The organism is Bacillus sp. AF62 (assembly GCF_050312695.1).
In the GTDB taxonomy this organism is placed as follows: domain Bacteria; phylum Bacillota; class Bacilli; order Bacillales; family Bacillaceae_G; genus Bacillus_A; species Bacillus_A cereus.
In genome coordinates, this window is the sequence record NZ_JBNPJZ010000037.1 from 1 (window position 1) to 17,789 (window position 17,789).

Here is a 17,789-nt window from a genome sequence, read left to right on the forward strand (position 1 = left end):
TAATTACTTTTTCTCGGAACACTCTTAATTTTCTTTCGTTTATCGAGGGTATTAGTATCAACTTGACCAAACATTATCCAAAAACTACATTTAACATTTACGAAAGCATATTCGAATAATCATTCATTAAATTTCTTATCAATCAACAAAAATTAATTATCATAAGGAAGAGGTACGTGAACTTCTATTTAAGAAATTACTTATTCTTGAAAAAAACGAATTAACTCCCCATAAATAATTGTAAAGATATAAAATTCTATAATTCCCTCGGAGCAAAAAAGTTGTCTTTTATAGCAACGAAGTTCATTTTTATCGTTTTGGGGTAGTGTATTCTTGGTAGCTTGATGGGCATGGAGAGCTTTGAGTCTTTAGCTTGATAGTGATGTGACGCTATCCAGAAATTAATGATTTTACACCCTAAATGTTATTTAACAAAAAAATCTTGAATTCGAGATTTTTCACTTGCTTTTCAATCACTTGAGGTGTAAAGTGATAGTAACGAAAGCGATTGAGTCATATGAAAAACATACACTCAGTTGTTTTCGATTAAAAAACAAAGTAACTTATACAGTAAAAACTAAGATGAATTTACAAAAACATAATTAAGAATAAATTGAAAAGCTAAAAACCATATTAGTTGTGGGAAATGTTATTTTTTTAGTTATCACTTGACTAGTAAAACGAAACGGAGGAATAACCAATGTATGAAATTAAAGGGCATCATCACATTTCAATGGTTACGAAAAATGCAAATGAAAATAATCACTTTTATAAAAACGTGCTTGGCTTGCGTCGTGTGAAAATGACAGTAAACCAAGATGATCCGTCAATGTACCACTTATTTTATGGAGATAAAACAGGAAGTCCAGGTACGGAATTATCATTTTTTGAAATTCCATTAGTAGGAAGAACATATCGCGGTACGAATGCGATTACTCGAATTGGATTACTCGTTCCTTCAGAGGATAGCTTGCATTACTGGAAAGAACGCTTTGAAAAATTTGATGTGAAACATAGTGAAATGACAACATATGCAAATCGTCCTGCTTTGCAATTTGAGGATGCTGAAGGTCTTCGCTTAGTATTACTCGTTTCAAACGGAGAAAAAGTAGAGCACTGGGAAACTTGGGAGAAATCAGAAGTTCCTGCAGAGCATCAAATTCAAGGAATGGGTTCTGTGGAAATGACAGTTCGTAGACTTGATAAAATGGCGAGTACACTTACAGAGATGTTTGGTTATACAGAGGTTAGCCGCAGCGAAGAGGAAGCAATTTTTCAATCCATTAAAGGAGAGGCTTTTGGAGAAATCGTTGTGAAATATTTAGATGGTCCTACTGAAAAGCCGGGCCGCGGTAGCATTCACCATTTAGCAATTCGCGTGAAAAACGATGCAGAGCTTGCTTATTGGGAAGAACAGGTGAAACAAAGAGGCTTCCAGTCTTCAGGAATCATCGACCGTTTCTACTTTAAAAGCTTATATTTCCGTGAATCAAACGGAATCCTTTTTGAAATTGCGACAGATGGACCAGGGTTTACAGTTGATGGAGATGTGGAACATTTAGGAGAAAAACTTGATTTACCACCGTTCTTAGAAGATCAGCGTGCAGAGATTGAAGCGAATTTAGCACCGATTGAAGAGAAGTAATAGAAGAAAATATACAAATTTAACATATAAATGAAACCCATTGGAGGAATATAAAATGAACCAATTAAAAGGAATTCACCACGTTACAGCGATTACAAGTAGTGCAGAAAAGAACTATGAGTTTTTCACTCACGTTTTAGGAATGCGTTTAGTTAAGAAAACAGTAAACCAAGATGATATTCAAACGTATCATTTATTCTTTGCAGATGATAAAGGTAGTGCAGGAACAGATATGACATTCTTTGATTTCCCAGGTGTTCCGAAAGGAGTACACGGTACAAATGAAATTTCAAAAACTTCATTCCGTGTTCCGACTGATGCAGCATTAGAGTATTGGGTGAAACGTTTTGACCGTCTTGAAGTAGAACATACAGGAATTAAAGAGCAATTTGGTAAGAAAACTCTTTCTTTCGTTGACTTTGATGACCAACGCTATCAATTAATCTCAGATGAACTTGATAAAGGAATCGAATCAGGTATACCATGGCAAAACGGACCAGTTCCATTAGAATATGCAATTACTGGTTTAGGGCCTGTATTCATCCGTATTGCAAACTTTAGTTTCTTCAAAGAAGTGTTAGAAAAAGTTTTATTATTTAAAGAGGTTGCGCAAGAAGGAGAATTCTATTTATTTGAAGTGAATAAAGGTGGAAACGGTGCATCTGTCATCGTAGAACATAATACAGTTCTTCCTGAAGCACAACAAGGTTTTGGTACAGTGCACCATGCGGCATTCCGCGTAGAAGATCGCGCTGTATTAGAAGAATGGATTGAGAGAATCAGTAGCGTAGGGCTTCCTTCATCGGGTTATGTAGATCGTCACTTCTTCGAGTCATTATACGCAAGAGTTGCACCACAAATCTTATTTGAATTTGCAACAGACGGCCCAGGATTTATGGGAGATGAGCCATACGAAACACTTGGTGAAAAATTATCTTTACCTCCATTCCTAGAGCCAAAACGTGAAGAAATTGAAAAATTAGTTCGTCCAATTGATACAGTGAGAAGTACGAAGGAATTTATTAAAGAGTAAAAATAGAGATAGTAAGTAGGAGAGCAAGTAGTTTTAGCGGAGTGCTGGAACTGCTTGCTTTTTTATTTATCCTAGTGAGTTTTCTGACAATTGTTTCTCAAGTTATTAAAAAGGAAAACTTTGGTATAATTAATCAAAATATTAAATTTTCTGATAATTATTTTTCAATGCATAGAAAAGGAGTGGTAATATACAATTTTGATAATTGTATAAAAATACTAATTTTGTAAGTTTGAGAAAAGGAGATGCGAGTGTATGGGAGCAGATGTAGTAACGCGGGAGCAAATGAAACATTCTTTAGATGATTGGTATCGTGTAATGTTACAGCAAAATATAGAGAAAGCTACGGAAATGAAAGAGGAGATTGAAAGTAAGATTAGTGGGTTGGACGTAGATCAGGATGTATTGCTTTATCATGCGTTGTTGAATTTTAGATATGATGCATTAGTTGATTGGATTGGGGTTAGAGAAGATAGTTTTGATAAAGTGGAATCTTTTGAAATCCCAGCAGAAGGTGTTCTAGCTTATTACTATCACTTTTTTAAAGGGTTTCATTGCACATTAATTTCAAATTATAATGAAGCGAAAGAACAGTATGAGCAAGCTGAGAAGTTATTGAAATATATTGCCGATCCGATAGAACATGCGGAGTTTAATTATCGGATGGGGAATTTCTATTATCAAAAATATGACCAAGTTCATGCAATAGATTACTTGAATAGGGCAAAAGCAGCATTTTTACAATATCCAGGCTATGAAATAAAAGTAGGATTATGTGAAAATGCTTTTGGACTATGTTGTGTAGACATAGATCACTATGAATTAGCGGAAGAAAACTTTAATTCTGCTATGGAAGTATTGCAAAAAGCAGATCAAAAAAAATATATGCTAATGGTTCGGCATAATTTAGCTTGGCTTTATGCTAGTCAAAATCTTTCAGAATTAGCGATTCGTCATATATCTGAGGTGACCAAAAATTACCCAGAACACTTTAAAGCCTTGTTTGTAGAAGCACATGAACATTACAAATTAGGACAATATAATTTAGCGAATCCAATTGTTGAAAAAGGTTTAAATATTTGTGTTGATTTAGGAGAAAAAGAATTTCAACATCGGTTTAAAATTTTGAAAGAACTCAATGGAAAATCTTCAGTATCAATTATTGAAGATGTAATTTTAGAAGGACTTTCTTATTTTGAGAGAGAAAGATTATGGGATTGTATTCAAGAATACACTGAAATTTTAGCACTGAAATTTTATGAATTTGATGATCATGTTAAGGCAAGTAAATATTTTTATATGAATAATAAGGCTCAAAAAAATATATTGGAAAAGGGAGCGTTAAAATAATGAAGAAATTTCGTTTGGCTATTGTTGGGACTGCATTAGTAGGGGTATTATCAATTGGGTTCAATAGTTCTTTTACAAATCAAGCTGTAAATATAGGAGACACAGGAGGAGCACCAGCAAGACCAGACTACGTTAACATTGGCGACACAGGCGGAGCACCAGCAGATAATAGAGGCGACGGCGGAGTAAGCCAAGTATAATAAAAAAGAACGGGACTTCAACATGAAGTCCCTTTTTCTATTTTCAGGCCATGTAGAGAAAAGAATTGACTTACTTTAAATACGTAACTATAATAGTTACAGAATAACCATTAGTAATAGAAATGAGTTATATTTTTTTAGTATAATTGTAACCATTTCAGTTACAATTAAAAAGAGAACATAAAATAACCAAAAAATGTAAAAGCTTTTAAATAGCAACAAGAGAAAGGAGACGGGAACTTTGAAACGGTTTAAGTTTTATATGATTAGCGGTATTGTGCTCGTTTTGTTAATTGTTTGTAATTTCGTCGATAAGCCGATTGCGAAGGTTGGAGAAGTGAAAGATACTGTTATGATGAAGCTGAATACGAAAGAGAGTATGGCGCAAATTGATGGGCAGACGATTTATTTTAAACAAATTGGTGAGGGGAAACCTCCTTTACTTATGCTGCATGGGTTTGGTGGTTCTTCTGATGGGTTTAGTGATATTTATCCGGAACTAGCGCGAGACCATACGATTATTGCGGTTGATATTTTAGGGTTTGGGCGTTCTTCTAAGCCGGTTGATTTTCAGTATTCGTTTCCTGCGCAAGTGAATTTATATTATAAGTTAATGAAGAAGCTCGGATACGATCAGTTTGCGGTGCTCGGCCATTCAATGGGCGGAGAGATGTCCCTTAATTTAGCGTATTTATATCCGGATGCAGTGACGCATCTCATCTTGGCGGATGCTACAGGGATAGAGTCTTTCCAACAAAAAGAAAGTTATGAAGTACCACCGCTATCGACGGACTTACAAACTGTAACTGAGATTACGAAGTATAATAAAAATGAAGTAAAAAATAGTCGTGATGATAAAGAGCATTATGATCAGCTTACGAAAATGAGAGAGCGCCGCATTGCGATGGAAGCTGATAAAATTAAGGTACCGACTTTAATTATATGGGGACGACATGATAAAAGTGTTTCTTGGAAAAATGGTGAACTGTATCATGGGCTATTTGCAAATAGTACGTTTCATATTATTGAAAAAGGATACCACGCACCGTTTCGTCAGGAACCAATTGAGTTTATGGAATATGTACAAGCATTTTTCGCGAAGCATCCACAATAAAAATTTTAAGCATAAATCCACTTCTTTCCTCATAAAGTGAAACTAATAAGGCTTGTCTAAGGAAAGGAATGAAGTGATTTGGAAACTTTACCATGGTGGGTTTATCTTGTAATTGTCGGGATTGTACTAAGTGGCTACATGGTTTTATATACTTCGAAAAAAGAGCAAGATATGGATAATGAGTTTATTGAAAAAGAAGGCGAAGTATATATGAAGCGCTTAGAAGAAGAGCGTGAGAAACGTAATCAGGATAGTGATAAAGATTCGGTATTGCTTTAATAAAAATTTTGAAAGGCTACCACCTAGTAGAATTTTACAACTAGGTGGTAGCTTTTTTTCTTCTGGGGGAGCAGTATATGTTCATCAAGCTAAGGTTATATTAGTTTAATTTTACATGTATAAGAGAGTCATCATAAACTTTTATTGATGGTATTTATATATATTTTTACTCATAAGAATGGAACTAGCGGGGATTTTACTGGGGGGGATTAACAATGCATAGGGATGAAACTTCATTACATCCTGATACAGGTGTTACATCTGTAATGTTTGTTGAGCGTTCATTAAATGAAATTCGTTTTTGGTCTAGAATTATGAAAGAGCATTCTTTTTTTCTTCGCTTGGGATTTAGATGCGAGGATACTCAACTAATCGAAGAGGCGAATCAATTTTATCGATTGTTTGAACATATTGAACAAATAGCGCATTCCTATACAAATGAAACAGATCCTGAGCAAATAAAAAGATTTAATGCAGAAGTACAACAAGCCGCAACTAATATTTGGGGATTTAAACGAAAAATTTTAGGATTAATTCTCACATGTAAATTGCCAGGACAAAATAATTTTCCACTTTTAGTTGACCATACAAGTAGGGAAGCTGATTATTTTAGAAAACGTTTAATACAATTAAATGAAGGTAAATTAGATGCTCTTCCTGATGCTATTATTAAAGAAAATGTTTTCTTTTTACGGATTATGGCAGACCATGCTAAATTTATTGGCCATCTTCTTGATCCATCGGAAAGAAAGCTTGTAGATACAGCACGGAATTTTAGCAATGATTTTGATGAATTGATGTATCAAGCAATTGACTTAGAATCTATGAAACCACAATCCCAAACAGCGCCTCTTTTAGATCAATTTTTAGATCAAAATCGCGTGTCGGTTGCATCTCTTCGGGATTTTAAGAAAACAGCACGTGATTTAATTGAGCAATGCAAAATAAAGAGCATCATTCATCCATTATTGGCAGACCATGTTTTCCGTGAAGCTGATAGATTTCTTGAAATCATTGATATGTATGATGTTCATCTTACAAATATTCAATCACAACCTAGATATTAGAAGATAAGGAAAGATACTTTTTTTTTCCTTAAGCTGAGAAGTTAACAATTTATTGTTAGCTTCTTTTCTTTGCTATTAAAATTTCCTTTTAAGGACTACATAAATCCCTTTGACCAAATATGTAATTCTTTGTAAAATGATATATATGGAAAGATTATGAATATACAGGTAATATATGAACGATAGATTTTAATGAATTATTCGGGGGAATTTATTAGTTAAGTATATTAACTTGTTTGCACTACATTTTACAAATAAAGGGGTATTAGTAATCATGAAAGCAAAGAAATTAGTAAGTTTAGCGTTACCAGTTATGTTATTGAGTGGTTGTATTACAATTGAAACTGATGGTAAGAAAGCTGAAACAAAGAAAGAAGAGACGCAAAAGGTAGAGAAAGAGAATAAGACTTCTGAAAAAGAGAGTAAGTCAACTGATAGCAAGAAAGAGGATAGCTTATCTGTAGCGAAAGGTGAAGGTACAAATAGTAGCTCATCAAGTAGTCAACCAAGTTCTTCTTCAAATAATTCAACTTCTTCAACTGGTAAGGTAACTGGTTCAGATGTTGAAAGGTACAAGGCAGATATCATAAATAGTGCTACTCAAATTGAAAATACAATGAAATTAATTGAAGGAATAGCAGATTCAGACGTAAAATCATACAAACAAAAGAAAAGTGAAGTACAACTGAGTTTAGGTGGAGCAAAGGCAACCACAACGAAACTGAAGAATCTACAAGCACCTCCTGAATTACAGGGAGAACAAGTGAAGATAAAGCAATCGATGGAACTGTATGCGGATTGTTTCCAACTTCTCTTTGATGCATTAGACCAAGAAGACGAGAGTAAAATGCATCAATCATTAAGTAAAGCACAAGAAGGTTCAAAACTGTTTGAAGAAGCAGCGAAGAGTATCGGTAGCAAAACAAACTAAGAGTAAATTACTTTAAGGAGTATGAGGTATGAAAGTGAAGAAACTAATGGCTGCTGTAGTTCCAGTTACATTATTATTAAGTGGTTGTGTTACAGTAAAAGATTCGGCAAGTAAAGAAGCAAAGACAGAAGAAACAAGTAAAGCTAAGTCTTCTGGAACAAAAGAAAAATCAACTAATTCGAAAGAAGAAAGTAAAGATGTTCAAAAGGTTCGAGTTTTAGATGAAGATTATGCACAATATTTATTAGACATTGAACAGGATATGTTAAGACGATTTGATTACTATGATGCATCTGTAAAGGATTTGAGAAACGGAAGTAAATCAAAAGCTGAGGTATTAGATAGTGTTAAAGACATCTATAAAGTATTTGATAAGATAGAGAAGATTTCTGCACCGCCAAAACATAAAGAAGACCAAAAAGAGATTGAAAGAGCTGCAGGTAAACTAAGAGAAACATTCGGTGAAATAGAGAAGTTATTCAACGATAAAGGTTTTAGCTTAGAGACTGATAAGGAAATCTTAAATAAAGCAAATATAAAATTAGAGGAAGCAAAACGTATTTGGAAACCTACATTTGATAAGTTAAGGGCTGAAGTAAAAGGTGATACAACCACGGAAAAATCTACTAGTACAACAAGTAGTTCTACACAGGCAAACCCAACTACTGGCAGTCAGGCTCAAACAGATAAAAGTCAAGCAAAAACTGGGGTATTTGTAGATACAGTTGGTACAAGTGAAGAGTTAGGAATTAGTTATAGCAACATGCAGAAGAACATTAAAGATGGTACTGAGATTATTGGTAATTGGGGTATTGATTACGGCAGTGGCGTAAAAACTACGCTAGTACTAAAAGGTGATAAAACATTTGAGTCTTATGCGAATGGTTCTTATCCGAATAAAGATAACTATTTAACAGGAACATATACGGTGGATGTCCCATCATTCCAGTTATCTTTAAAAGTAACAAAAGCAGTTAAAGACGGTCAAGAAGTAAAGTTAACAAATGATAGTATCATGTATAAATTGCAAAACTATGATGGGAACACATTACAAATTTATCATATGGACGATAATGTTCGTATTCGATATGTAAAACAATAAATAATTGGTGAAAAACTCTGTAATAAATTTTACAGGGTTTTTTATTAGTTTTAATTTAATTTCTTCATTATCTTTCCAGACGCTGTCCATACTAGTATAAGTTGAGAAATGAACAAAACGATAATGATAGGCAGTTGATGTAACTCCATAGTAACTGTAACCATCTAAAGCCCAATTCATACACTATGATGGAGGCTTTTCACCTAATAACCGGATGAAAAAGGAGTGTAATCATGAAGAAACGTACTGTTAATGAAGCAGGAAGGAATGTGCCACAACCAATCCGCAGCGACGGAGCAGGTGCGATTGATTCTGGACCTCGTAATGTTATGCGGGATATTCAAAATCCGAATATGCTTGTTCCGCCTATAACGGATGCAGGGTTAGTTCCTAACTTGAAGTTTTCATTCTCGGACACTTCTATGATTTTGAAACAAGGCGGGTGGTCTCGGGAGATTACTGTTCGAGAACTACCGGTTTCGACGACGATTGCAGGAGTAAATATGAGTTTAACGGCCGGTGGAGTACGAGAACTACATTGGCATAAAGAAGCGGAATGGGCGTATATGCTTTTAGGACGGGCACGCATAACGGCTGTTGATCAAAATGGACGGAATTTTATTGCTGATGTTGGACCAGGTGATCTTTGGTATTTTCCGCCTGGTATTCCGCATTCCATTCAAGGATTGGAACATTGTGAATTTCTACTCGTTTTCGATGATGGACATTTTTCTGATTTATCTACTTTAGCTATTTCTGATTGGTTTGCGCATACGCCAAAAGAGGTGTTGTCGGCTAATTTTGGAGTACCTGAGAGTGCTTTTCGTTCTATCCCTTCAGATCAAGTTTATATTTATCAAGGAGAGGTGCCAGGTTCCCTTGAAAGTCAGGAAGTTCAATCACCGAAAGGAGAAGTTCCTTTAACATTTAAACATGAATTGTTAAAACAAAAGCCGATTAAGACGCCTGGTGGTAGAGTTCGAATTGTAGATTCCACAAATTTCCCTATTTCCAAAACAATCGCAGCAGCGCTCGTTGAGGTTGAGCCTGGTGGAATGAGAGAACTTCATTGGCACCCGAATAATGATGAATGGCAATATTATTTGACAGGGGAAGCGAGAATGACTGTGTTTCTTGGAAATGGTACCGCTCGTACATTTGATTATAGAGCTGGCGATGTCGGATATGTACCGTTTGCGACGGGGCATTATATTCAAAATACAGGTACCGAAACATTATGGTTTTTAGAGATGTTCAGAAGCAATCGTTTTGAAGATGTATCGTTAAATCAATGGATGGCACTGACTCCTAAAGAAATAGTGGAGAGTAATATACATGTTGGCCCGCAAGTAATGGATTCTCTGCGTAAGGAGAAGTGGCCTGTTGTGAAATATCCGGGGTTTTCATATAGTCCGAAAAATGATGAGTAAAAATGAAAATTTGCGTTATTCTTTCTGGAGACTGATAAGAAGGGATGGCGTATTTTTTATGCCTAATCTAGTCTTTATCCCGCTATTTGCCGGGCAGTAAGACCCACCTCAAAATTCAGCGGAATCAAAGAAGTTAGGTGGGGCGCGGGCTGTCCGTAAAAGCCCGATTAGTGAGGGCTGATTAAAGTTTCACTTTATTAGTATCCATTCTTTGTATTATTGTTCGGGAAATTATTATTGGAGCATAGTATAGGGAAGATCCATATAAAATAGCGCCATTATAAGCTGTAACGCATAAGTTGCGCAGGAAATGCAACGATAACTAGCTTTACTCTTCATCATTTATTTGAACATAATGGGCATAGAGAGGTGATAAACAAAGTATGATTTTTAGTGAGCGTTTAAAAGAAGAAAGGGAAAAAAGAAATTGGTCGCAAAATGATTTGGCTGAAAAACTTCATGTAAGTAGGCAGTCGGTTTCGAAATGGGAGACGGGGAAGAACTATCCGAGCATTGAAATTATTATTCATTTAAGTGATCTGTTCGGTATTACAATTGATGAACTGCTAAGGAGTGATGAAGAATTGACGCAGAAAGTAATTGAAGATAGTAAGCAATTGGCGTATCCAAAATGGAAGGTGTTTTTTGATAGTTTATTTATGATGGGCGTATTTTTATTTATTACAAAAATCGTTGTATGGATGCTAAATAAATTTGCAGGAGCAAGTATTACAATTGTAGCAGATGCGCCATATGTAATGAATCTTTTGCCCCTTGCATTCATGATTATAGGTGGTATGGGATCGGATAAGTTGAAGAAAATATATAAATAGAGGAAAGATTTGAAAGAAATCCCCTACACTAGCTGTTCTTTTCACTTAAATTGTGTACTATAAAGGATAGGATGACATAAAGAAGGGGACATTTAGAATGGAATTTCATGAACAAAAGATTTTGCCGGCAGTGAGGCAAATTAAAGATTTGGAAAAGCTATTACATAGTTCGTATGAGTATATCGTTATTTTAGATATTCATGTCGGTCAATTGAAGAGTGTTATATCACTTGCGAAGCAATATTGTAAAAAGGTGTTTTTACATGTGGATTTAATTCATGGTTTGCAGAGTGATGGGCATGCGACGGAATATTTATGTCAGGAGTTTAGACCGTACGGGTTACTTTCGACAAAGGCGAGCGTTATTATGAAGGCGAAGCAAAAAGGTGTTGTGGCAATACAACGCATCTTTTTAATCGATTCGAGTGCGATGGAGAAGAGCTGCAATCTTTTAGATAAGACAAAACCGGATTATATTGAGGTGCTTCCGGGAGCAATGACGGATATTATCGCTGAAGTGAAAGAGCGTACTGGTGTACCGATTTTAGCAGGTGGTTTTATTCGTACTGTAGAAGATGTGGAAAGAGCTTTAAACGCTGGTGCGACAGCGATTACGACGTCAAAACGCGAACTATGGAAACATTACCAAAAAAAGTGACGAAAATGTGAAAAAATTCTGTTGACACCGCTTTCATAAGAGGTTAACATTATAGACAAGTTAATAAACGTGACGGAGAAAAGAAGAGATCCACATTTCATTGTTTCTATATAAATTTATATAGAAGCGTGCAAAGCTGTGGGTCTTTTTCTTTTGACAAAAACGAATGGCCATTCATTTTACCTCTATCACATTTGGAAGCGTTTAAATTGATTGTGGAGGGATACTATGTCAGCATTTTTAGGAGAGTTAATAGGGACTGCGTTGTTAATCGTACTTGGTGGCGGCGTTTGTGCTGGTGTAAGTTTAAAGAAATCGTTTGCGAAAGATTCAGGTTGGATTGTTATTACAATGGGCTGGGGCTTAGCAGTAGCGGTTGCAGCGTATGCGGTTGGATCAATTAGTGGGGCACATTTGAATCCAGCTTTAACGATAGGACTAGCATTTAAGGGAGCGTTCCCATGGAGTGACGTACCAGGTTATATCGTAGCACAAATGATTGGGGCAATTATCGGGGCAGTTATCGTATATTTACATTACTTACCACACTGGAAAGAAACAGAAGATCCAGGAACAAAGTTAGGTGTATTTGCAACAGGTCCAGCAATTCCGAACACATTTGCAAACCTTTTAAGTGAAATGATTGGAACATTCGTTTTAGTATTTGGTATATTAGCAATTGGTGCAAATAAATTTGCAGATGGATTAAATCCATTTATCGTAGGTTTCTTAATTGTAAGTATTGGTTTATCATTAGGTGGGACAACAGGATACGCAATTAACCCAGCACGTGATTTAGGTCCGCGTATCGCACACTTCTTCCTTCCGATTGCAGGAAAAGGCGGTTCAAACTGGAAGTATGCATGGATTCCAGTAGTAGGTCCAATTTTAGGTGGATCACTTGCAGGTTTATTCCATCAAGTTGTATTTGAAGGAAAACAAAATTCAGCACTTATTTATGTGATTATCGCAACTGTGATTGTACTAGCAATCTCTTATATGACAAGTAAAAAAAGCGGAAGCAATACAAATAGTAGAAAAGTAGCATAAGGGGGAAACCGATATGAAAAAATATATTCTTTCATTAGACCAAGGAACAACAAGCTCACGTGCAATTTTATTCAATAAAAAAGGTGAAATTGTTCATTCAGCTCAAAAAGAGTTTACACAACATTTTCCAAAGCCGGGCTGGGTAGAGCATAATGCGCAAGAAATTTGGGGATCTATTTTAGCAGTTATCGCAACTTGCTTAAGCGAAGCAGATGTAAAACCAGAACAAATGGCTGGTATCGGTATTACGAACCAACGTGAAACAACGGTTGTATGGGATAAAACAACTAGTAAACCAATTTACAACGCAATCGTATGGCAATCTCGCCAAACAGCTGAAATTTGTGATGAGTTAAAAGAAAAAGGTTATGGCGAAATGGTTCGCGAAAAAACAGGTCTTTTAATTGACGCATACTTCTCTGGTACGAAAGTAAAATGGATTTTAGATAACGTTGAAGGTGCAAGAGAGAAAGCAGAAAACGGCGATCTATTATTCGGAACAATTGATTCGTGGCTTGTATGGAAACTATCTGGTGGTAAAGCGCACGTAACGGATTACTCAAATGCATCACGTACGTTAATGTTTAACATTCACGACTTACAATGGGATGATGAGCTTCTAGATATGTTAACAGTACCAAAGAGCATGCTTCCAGAAGTACGTCCATCATCTGAAATATATGGAGAAACAATTGACTATCACTTCTTCGGTCAAAATGTACCAATTGCAGGTGTAGCTGGTGACCAACAAGCGGCATTATTTGGACAAGCTTGTTTCGGTGAAGGTATGGCGAAAAATACTTACGGAACTGGTTGCTTCATGTTAATGAACACAGGTGAAAAAGCAGTAGCTTCTGAGCACGGTCTATTAACAACAATTGCATGGGGAATAGATGGTAAAGTGAACTATGCATTAGAAGGAAGTATTTTCGTAGCAGGTTCTGCGATTCAGTGGTTACGTGACGGAATGCGCATGTTTAAAGATGCAAGTGAGAGTGAAGTATATGCCTCTCGCGTTGAATCAACTGACGGTGTATACGTTGTACCAGCATTCGTTGGACTAGGAACACCTTATTGGGATAGTGAAGTACGCGGCGCTATGTTTGGTGTAACACGCGGTACGACGAAAGAGCATTTCATTCGTGCAACGCTAGAATCTTTAGCTTACCAAACGAAAGATGTATTATGCGCAATGGAAGCAGATTCAGGTATTGAACTGAAAACATTACGCGTTGATGGCGGAGCGGTTAAAAATAACTTCTTAATGAAGTTCCAAAGTGATATTTTAGATGTTCCTGTAGAGCGTCCAGTGATCAACGAAACGACAGCTTTAGGTGCAGCATACTTAGCTGGTCTTGCGGTTGGATATTGGAAAAACCAAGATGAAATTAAATCACAGTGGCATATGGACAAACGCTTTGAACCAACGATGGAAGCGGAAACAAGCGAAGAGCTATATGCTGGATGGAAAAAAGCAATTGAAGCAACAAAAGCTTTCAAATAATCATAAACAGTGTTATAATGGTGACAAGTTAATAATTCGGTAGGAGATTTGGAGAGACCACCACGCGCTATAGAGGCGAAATCTATAGCGGAGTTTGTGGTCTCTTTTTTCGTTATCAAAGGGAGGAATTACCATGAAATTTTCAAGTAAACAACGTAAAGACGTATTAAACGGAGTAAATAAACAAGAGTTAGATGTGATCGTAATTGGTGGAGGTATTACTGGTTCTGGTATTGCATTAGATGGAGCAACACGCGGGTTATCAACAATTGTGTTTGAAATGCAGGACTTTGCAGCAGGTACATCAAGTCGTTCAACGAAGCTTGTACACGGTGGTCTACGTTATTTAAAACAACTTGAAGTGAAAATGGTAGCAGAGGTGGGTAAAGAGCGTGCGATCGTATATGAGAACGGTCCCCATGTAACAACACCAGAGTGGATGTTACTTCCGTTCCATACAGGCGGTACGTTCGGATCATTTAGTACATCAATTGGTCTTCGTGTATACGACTTCTTAGCAGGTGTAAAACGAAGCGAGCGCAGAAAGATGTTTAACCGTGAAGAAACGCTAAACAAAGAGCCTCTTGTAAAAAAAGAAGGATTAAAAGGCGGCGGTTACTACGTAGAATATCGTACAGACGATGCGCGTCTTACAATTGAAGTAATGAAAGAAGCAATTGAGCATGGTGCGAAAGCTGTTAACTACGCAAAAGTAGACAGTTTCTTATATAAAGATGGAAAAGTATGCGGTGTACGTGTAATCGATTTACTAGACGGTGAAGTATATGAAGTTTACGGTAAGAAAATTGTAAACGCAGCTGGTCCTTGGGTAGATACACTTCGTGAAAAAGATAACTCGAAAAAAGGAAAAGTACTTCAGTTATCAAAAGGTGTTCACTTAGTAATTGATCAAAAACGTTTCCCACTCGGGCAAGCAATTTACTTCGATACACCAGATAAACGTATGGTGTTCGCGATTCCTCGCGGAGGAAAAACATACGTAGGTACAACAGATACGTTCTATGATAAAGACGCAGCTGTACCACAAATGACAACAGAAGATCGCACATACATCATTAATGCGATTAACTACATGTTCCCAAGCGTGAAAATTACAGAGAAAGACATTGAATCAAGCTGGGCTGGTGTACGTCCGTTAATTTATGAAGAAGGTAAGAATGCATCTGAAATTTCTCGTAAAGATGAAATTTGGACTTCTGAATCTGGTTTAATTACAATCGCAGGTGGTAAATTAACAGGATACCGTAAAATGGCTGAAATGGTAGTAGATTACGTAACGAACTTATTACAAAAAGAAGGTCATAGCGCATATCCGAAGAGCGATACGAAACATATGCCAATCTCTGGTGGACATGTAGATGGTTCACATGGATTCCCAGCATTTGTTGCGAAAAAAGCAGACGAAGGTACAAAATCTGGTTTAACGAAAGTACAAGCAGAAGAGTTCGCGAAATTCTACGGCTCTAACGTTGATGTACTGTTCGACTTAGCGAAAAAACATAAAGAAGAAGCGAAAGAATACAACATGCCGCTTGAAGTTCTAATCCCACTTGTATACGCAATGGATTACGAAATGACAGCAAAACCAGTTGACTTCTTCGTACGCCGCAGAGGCGCTGTATTCTTCAACATCCACTGGGTATACGAGTGGAAAGAAGCAGTAATCAACTACATGGCTGCGAAACTAGGCTGGAGCAAAGAAGAACAAATGAAATATACAGCTGAACTAGAAAAAGCACTAACAGACGCTGTAATTCCTGTAGATCAACAAGAACAGGCAGCTGCGTTAGCATAAAATAGAGAACCACCTGAAGGGGAGCCTTTAGGTGGTTTTTTTATGGGTTATTTTTCTAACTATGTTGTATAACGACATATGTTGTTATACTATGTATATAAGGTGGTGGTATTGTTGGACAAAGAAATCTTGAAGGGAAGTATAGATATTTTATTACTTTCTATCATTGCAAAACGTGATACATACGGCTACGAAATAGCTCAAAGTTTAAAGGATGCAAGTGAAGATTTGTATAGTATGGGACAGGGAACTTTGTATCCTGCTTTAAAGCGATTAGAGAAAAAGGAGTTTCTTGAATCTTATTGGAATGAATCTGAGAATGGGATGAAAAGGAAATTCTATACTATTACAGATAAAGGGAAAAAAGAATTGCAGAAGAAAGTGAACTCTTGGGAGAGTGTAACAGCATTAATTCAAGCTTGTCAGAAAGGAGTTATTTATGAGTGAATTTGATGAGTATATTAAGTCTATTTTAGCCTATTCAGAACTTAGTGATATTGAACAGGATGAGTTATTTCTAGAAATGTATGATCACTTGAACAGCTTGAAAGAAGAATATATGGAGCAAGGTATGAATGAAAAAGAAGCGATTTATAAAGCGATTCAAAGTTTTGGAGAATCAAAAGTTATTGGCGTAGAGATTAATAAATCGGTATACGAAGTTCCTAGGCCATTAAAGGTATTATCAAAAATTTTATGTATTCCTTATATAATCATTTGTTTTATTGTCTTTTTAGGAACGTTTATTTCGACTTCTACATTTGACTCTGTTCGCAGTTTGACAGGTGGTGGGACTGTCTATCATCCCATTGAATTTTGGCAGGAATTTTTACATATATCTGATTTAGAAACGTTATTACAACTTTTTGGAATAACACTTTGGCAAGTTAAAGATTTTATTGCACATCCAGGTCCTTGGGGAAACTCAACTTATTGGTTAAGCGTTTTACAACATATAATATTAGTAGTTCCATTCGGATTTTTCGTTCCAGTGCTGATTAATAAAGTGACTAACTATAAGAAAGCTCGTAAGTGGTATGTTATGACCTTTCTTGTTTGGGAGATATTACATTTACTAACTTTGTCTGATGTTTTTGATGTGTGGCGGATTGCTATAAATATGCTCGGTGCGTCGGTAGGATATCTTTTATTTATAAGCATAATGCAACTGGATAATAAATTTAGGGTTATGCGAAAGAAGATATTTGAAATTTAGCTCGCTATTCTGTAGTTTAAATTATACAAATTTAATTTGATGGTAATAGAGTATCGCTGAAAACATAGGTACTATGTAGTGAGAGGATTTTTTATATTCGTAATAGGTGTTGTTCCTTGTTTAATCCTACTGTTATGAAGCGGGTCCATAATCCGTCTTTATTGGTGCTATAAATGATGAGAGCGGCACAGCTGAACTAGAAAAAGTCTAGATCAACAAGAGCAGGCAGCTGCGTTAGCATAAAATAGAGAACCACCTGAAGGGGAGCCTTTTAGGTGATTTTTTCTCTTGACTAAAAATAAATAAAATGTGTTACAATGATGCTAGAGTATTTAGTGTGAATTTTGCATAAAATAAAAAAGACAGAAGCCTGAGAAACTTCTGCCTTTGTAACCTAACTTGCTATTGTGGTGGTAGTAGGTGCGGTTATAAGACAATTACATTAACGTTTTAGCCGAGAACCGCCCTTACCTTTTCCACGAAGTGAACCGCACCCAATTTGTTAGACATTTACTAACAATTGGAGGTGCGGTTTTATTATGTCTAGAAAATATACATTTG

17 protein-coding genes are annotated in these 17,789 nt (G+C 36.2%); all 17 read left to right on the forward strand.

The annotated features are described in order from the left end of the window. Positions 1 to 700: 700 nt before the first annotated feature. The 17 genes from ACQRBL_RS04850 (at position 701) to ACQRBL_RS04930 (ending at position 17,228) form a co-directional block, all read left to right on the forward strand. On the forward strand, positions 701 to 1,645 hold the full coding sequence (locus ACQRBL_RS04850; RefSeq protein ID WP_023521346.1) for a ring-cleaving dioxygenase: 945 nt from the start codon (positions 701 to 703) through the stop codon (positions 1,643 to 1,645). Between the two features lie 55 nt (positions 1,646 to 1,700). Further along, positions 1,701 to 2,678, forward strand: a complete 978-nt coding sequence (locus ACQRBL_RS04855) for a ring-cleaving dioxygenase (RefSeq protein ID WP_109737655.1) — start codon at positions 1,701 to 1,703, stop codon at positions 2,676 to 2,678. A gap of 255 nt (positions 2,679 to 2,933) precedes the next feature. Further along, positions 2,934 to 4,028 (forward strand): RapH N-terminal domain-containing protein, encoded by a 1,095-nt coding sequence (locus ACQRBL_RS04860; protein ID WP_000500588.1) that lies wholly within the window; start codon positions 2,934 to 2,936, stop codon positions 4,026 to 4,028. Further along, the gene (locus tag ACQRBL_RS04865) at positions 4,028 to 4,228 is read left to right on the forward strand and encodes a Phr family secreted Rap phosphatase inhibitor (protein ID WP_411996458.1); all 201 of its coding nucleotides are present in this window, start codon (positions 4,028 to 4,030) and stop codon (positions 4,226 to 4,228) included. Before ACQRBL_RS04860 ends, ACQRBL_RS04865 begins: the two co-directional genes overlap by 1 nt. A 241-nt stretch (positions 4,229 to 4,469) precedes the next feature. Beyond that, the gene (locus ACQRBL_RS04870; RefSeq protein WP_070179910.1) at positions 4,470 to 5,342 is read left to right on the forward strand and encodes an alpha/beta fold hydrolase; all 873 of its coding nucleotides are present in this window, start codon (positions 4,470 to 4,472) and stop codon (positions 5,340 to 5,342) included. A gap of 78 nt (positions 5,343 to 5,420) precedes the next feature. Then, positions 5,421 to 5,621: a sporulation YhaL family protein gene (locus ACQRBL_RS04875; RefSeq protein WP_000449223.1), complete on the forward strand. Its 201-nt coding sequence runs from the start codon at positions 5,421 to 5,423 to the stop codon at positions 5,619 to 5,621. Positions 5,622 to 5,836: 215 nt separating this feature from the next. Next, positions 5,837 to 6,688 carry a DUF2935 domain-containing protein gene (locus ACQRBL_RS04880; RefSeq protein WP_000554479.1) on the forward strand — a complete coding sequence of 284 codons (852 nt, stop codon included), beginning with the start codon at positions 5,837 to 5,839 and terminating at the stop codon, positions 6,686 to 6,688. Between the two features lie 274 nt (positions 6,689 to 6,962). Then, positions 6,963 to 7,619: a DUF7018 domain-containing (lipo)protein gene (locus ACQRBL_RS04885; protein WP_000644844.1), complete on the forward strand. Its 657-nt coding sequence runs from the start codon at positions 6,963 to 6,965 to the stop codon at positions 7,617 to 7,619. Positions 7,620 to 7,647: 28 nt separating this feature from the next. Continuing rightward, complete coding sequence (locus ACQRBL_RS04890; RefSeq protein ID WP_000865195.1) at positions 7,648 to 8,721, forward strand: DUF3994 domain-containing protein; 1,074 nt, start codon at positions 7,648 to 7,650, stop codon at positions 8,719 to 8,721. A 233-nt stretch (positions 8,722 to 8,954) separates the two neighbouring features. Next, positions 8,955 to 10,151, forward strand: coding sequence for an oxalate decarboxylase family bicupin (locus ACQRBL_RS04895; RefSeq protein ID WP_411996459.1), 1,197 nt, complete (start codon positions 8,955 to 8,957; stop codon positions 10,149 to 10,151). Positions 10,152 to 10,534: 383 nt separating this feature from the next. Then, positions 10,535 to 10,984, forward strand: a complete 450-nt coding sequence (locus ACQRBL_RS04900; protein ID WP_023521349.1) for a helix-turn-helix domain-containing protein — start codon at positions 10,535 to 10,537, stop codon at positions 10,982 to 10,984. A 97-nt stretch (positions 10,985 to 11,081) separates the two neighbouring features. Further along, on the forward strand, positions 11,082 to 11,642 hold the full coding sequence (gene glpP / locus ACQRBL_RS04905; protein ID WP_000394286.1) for a glycerol uptake operon antiterminator GlpP: 561 nt from the start codon (positions 11,082 to 11,084) through the stop codon (positions 11,640 to 11,642). Positions 11,643 to 11,870: 228 nt separating this feature from the next. Continuing rightward, positions 11,871 to 12,692: a glycerol uptake facilitator protein GlpF gene (gene glpF, locus ACQRBL_RS04910; RefSeq protein ID WP_001272200.1), complete on the forward strand. Its 822-nt coding sequence runs from the start codon at positions 11,871 to 11,873 to the stop codon at positions 12,690 to 12,692. A 13-nt stretch (positions 12,693 to 12,705) separates the two neighbouring features. Continuing rightward, positions 12,706 to 14,196 (forward strand): glycerol kinase GlpK, encoded by a 1,491-nt coding sequence (glpK, locus tag ACQRBL_RS04915; RefSeq protein WP_411996460.1) that lies wholly within the window; start codon positions 12,706 to 12,708, stop codon positions 14,194 to 14,196. Positions 14,197 to 14,329: 133 nt separating this feature from the next. After that, on the forward strand, positions 14,330 to 16,012 hold the full coding sequence (glpD, locus tag ACQRBL_RS04920; protein ID WP_000672829.1) for an aerobic glycerol-3-phosphate dehydrogenase: 1,683 nt from the start codon (positions 14,330 to 14,332) through the stop codon (positions 16,010 to 16,012). A 114-nt stretch (positions 16,013 to 16,126) separates the two neighbouring features. After that, positions 16,127 to 16,459, forward strand: a complete 333-nt coding sequence (locus ACQRBL_RS04925; protein WP_000356630.1) for a PadR family transcriptional regulator — start codon at positions 16,127 to 16,129, stop codon at positions 16,457 to 16,459. Next, a complete protein-coding gene (locus tag ACQRBL_RS04930) occupies positions 16,452 to 17,228 on the forward strand; it encodes a VanZ family protein (RefSeq protein WP_098256878.1) in 777 nt (258 codons plus the stop codon). Before ACQRBL_RS04925 ends, ACQRBL_RS04930 begins: the two co-directional genes overlap by 8 nt. The last annotated feature ends 561 nt before the right edge of the window (positions 17,229 to 17,789 follow it).

Bases quoted from the DNA above. Each gene is read 5' to 3' on its own strand.
- ACQRBL_RS04850 (WP_023521346.1), top strand. From the start codon at position 701: ATGTATGAAATTAAAGGGCATCATCACATTTCAATGGTTACGAAAAAT.
- ACQRBL_RS04855 (WP_109737655.1), top strand. From the start codon at position 1,701: ATGAACCAATTAAAAGGAATTCACCACGTTACAGCGATTACAAGTAGT.
- ACQRBL_RS04860 (WP_000500588.1), top strand. From the start codon at position 2,934: ATGGGAGCAGATGTAGTAACGCGGGAGCAAATGAAACATTCTTTAGAT.
- ACQRBL_RS04865 (WP_411996458.1), top strand. From the start codon at position 4,028: ATGAAGAAATTTCGTTTGGCTATTGTTGGGACTGCATTAGTAGGGGTA.
- ACQRBL_RS04880 (WP_000554479.1), top strand. From the start codon at position 5,837: ATGCATAGGGATGAAACTTCATTACATCCTGATACAGGTGTTACATCT.
- ACQRBL_RS04885 (WP_000644844.1), top strand. From the start codon at position 6,963: ATGAAAGCAAAGAAATTAGTAAGTTTAGCGTTACCAGTTATGTTATTG.
- ACQRBL_RS04890 (WP_000865195.1), top strand. From the start codon at position 7,648: ATGAAAGTGAAGAAACTAATGGCTGCTGTAGTTCCAGTTACATTATTA.
- ACQRBL_RS04895 (WP_411996459.1), top strand. From the start codon at position 8,955: ATGAAGAAACGTACTGTTAATGAAGCAGGAAGGAATGTGCCACAACCA.
- ACQRBL_RS04900 (WP_023521349.1), top strand. From the start codon at position 10,535: ATGATTTTTAGTGAGCGTTTAAAAGAAGAAAGGGAAAAAAGAAATTGG.
- glpP (WP_000394286.1), top strand. From the start codon at position 11,082: ATGGAATTTCATGAACAAAAGATTTTGCCGGCAGTGAGGCAAATTAAA.
- glpF (WP_001272200.1), top strand. From the start codon at position 11,871: ATGTCAGCATTTTTAGGAGAGTTAATAGGGACTGCGTTGTTAATCGTA.
- glpK (WP_411996460.1), top strand. From the start codon at position 12,706: ATGAAAAAATATATTCTTTCATTAGACCAAGGAACAACAAGCTCACGT.
- glpD (WP_000672829.1), top strand. From the start codon at position 14,330: ATGAAATTTTCAAGTAAACAACGTAAAGACGTATTAAACGGAGTAAAT.
- ACQRBL_RS04930 (WP_098256878.1), top strand. From the start codon at position 16,452: ATGAGTGAATTTGATGAGTATATTAAGTCTATTTTAGCCTATTCAGAA.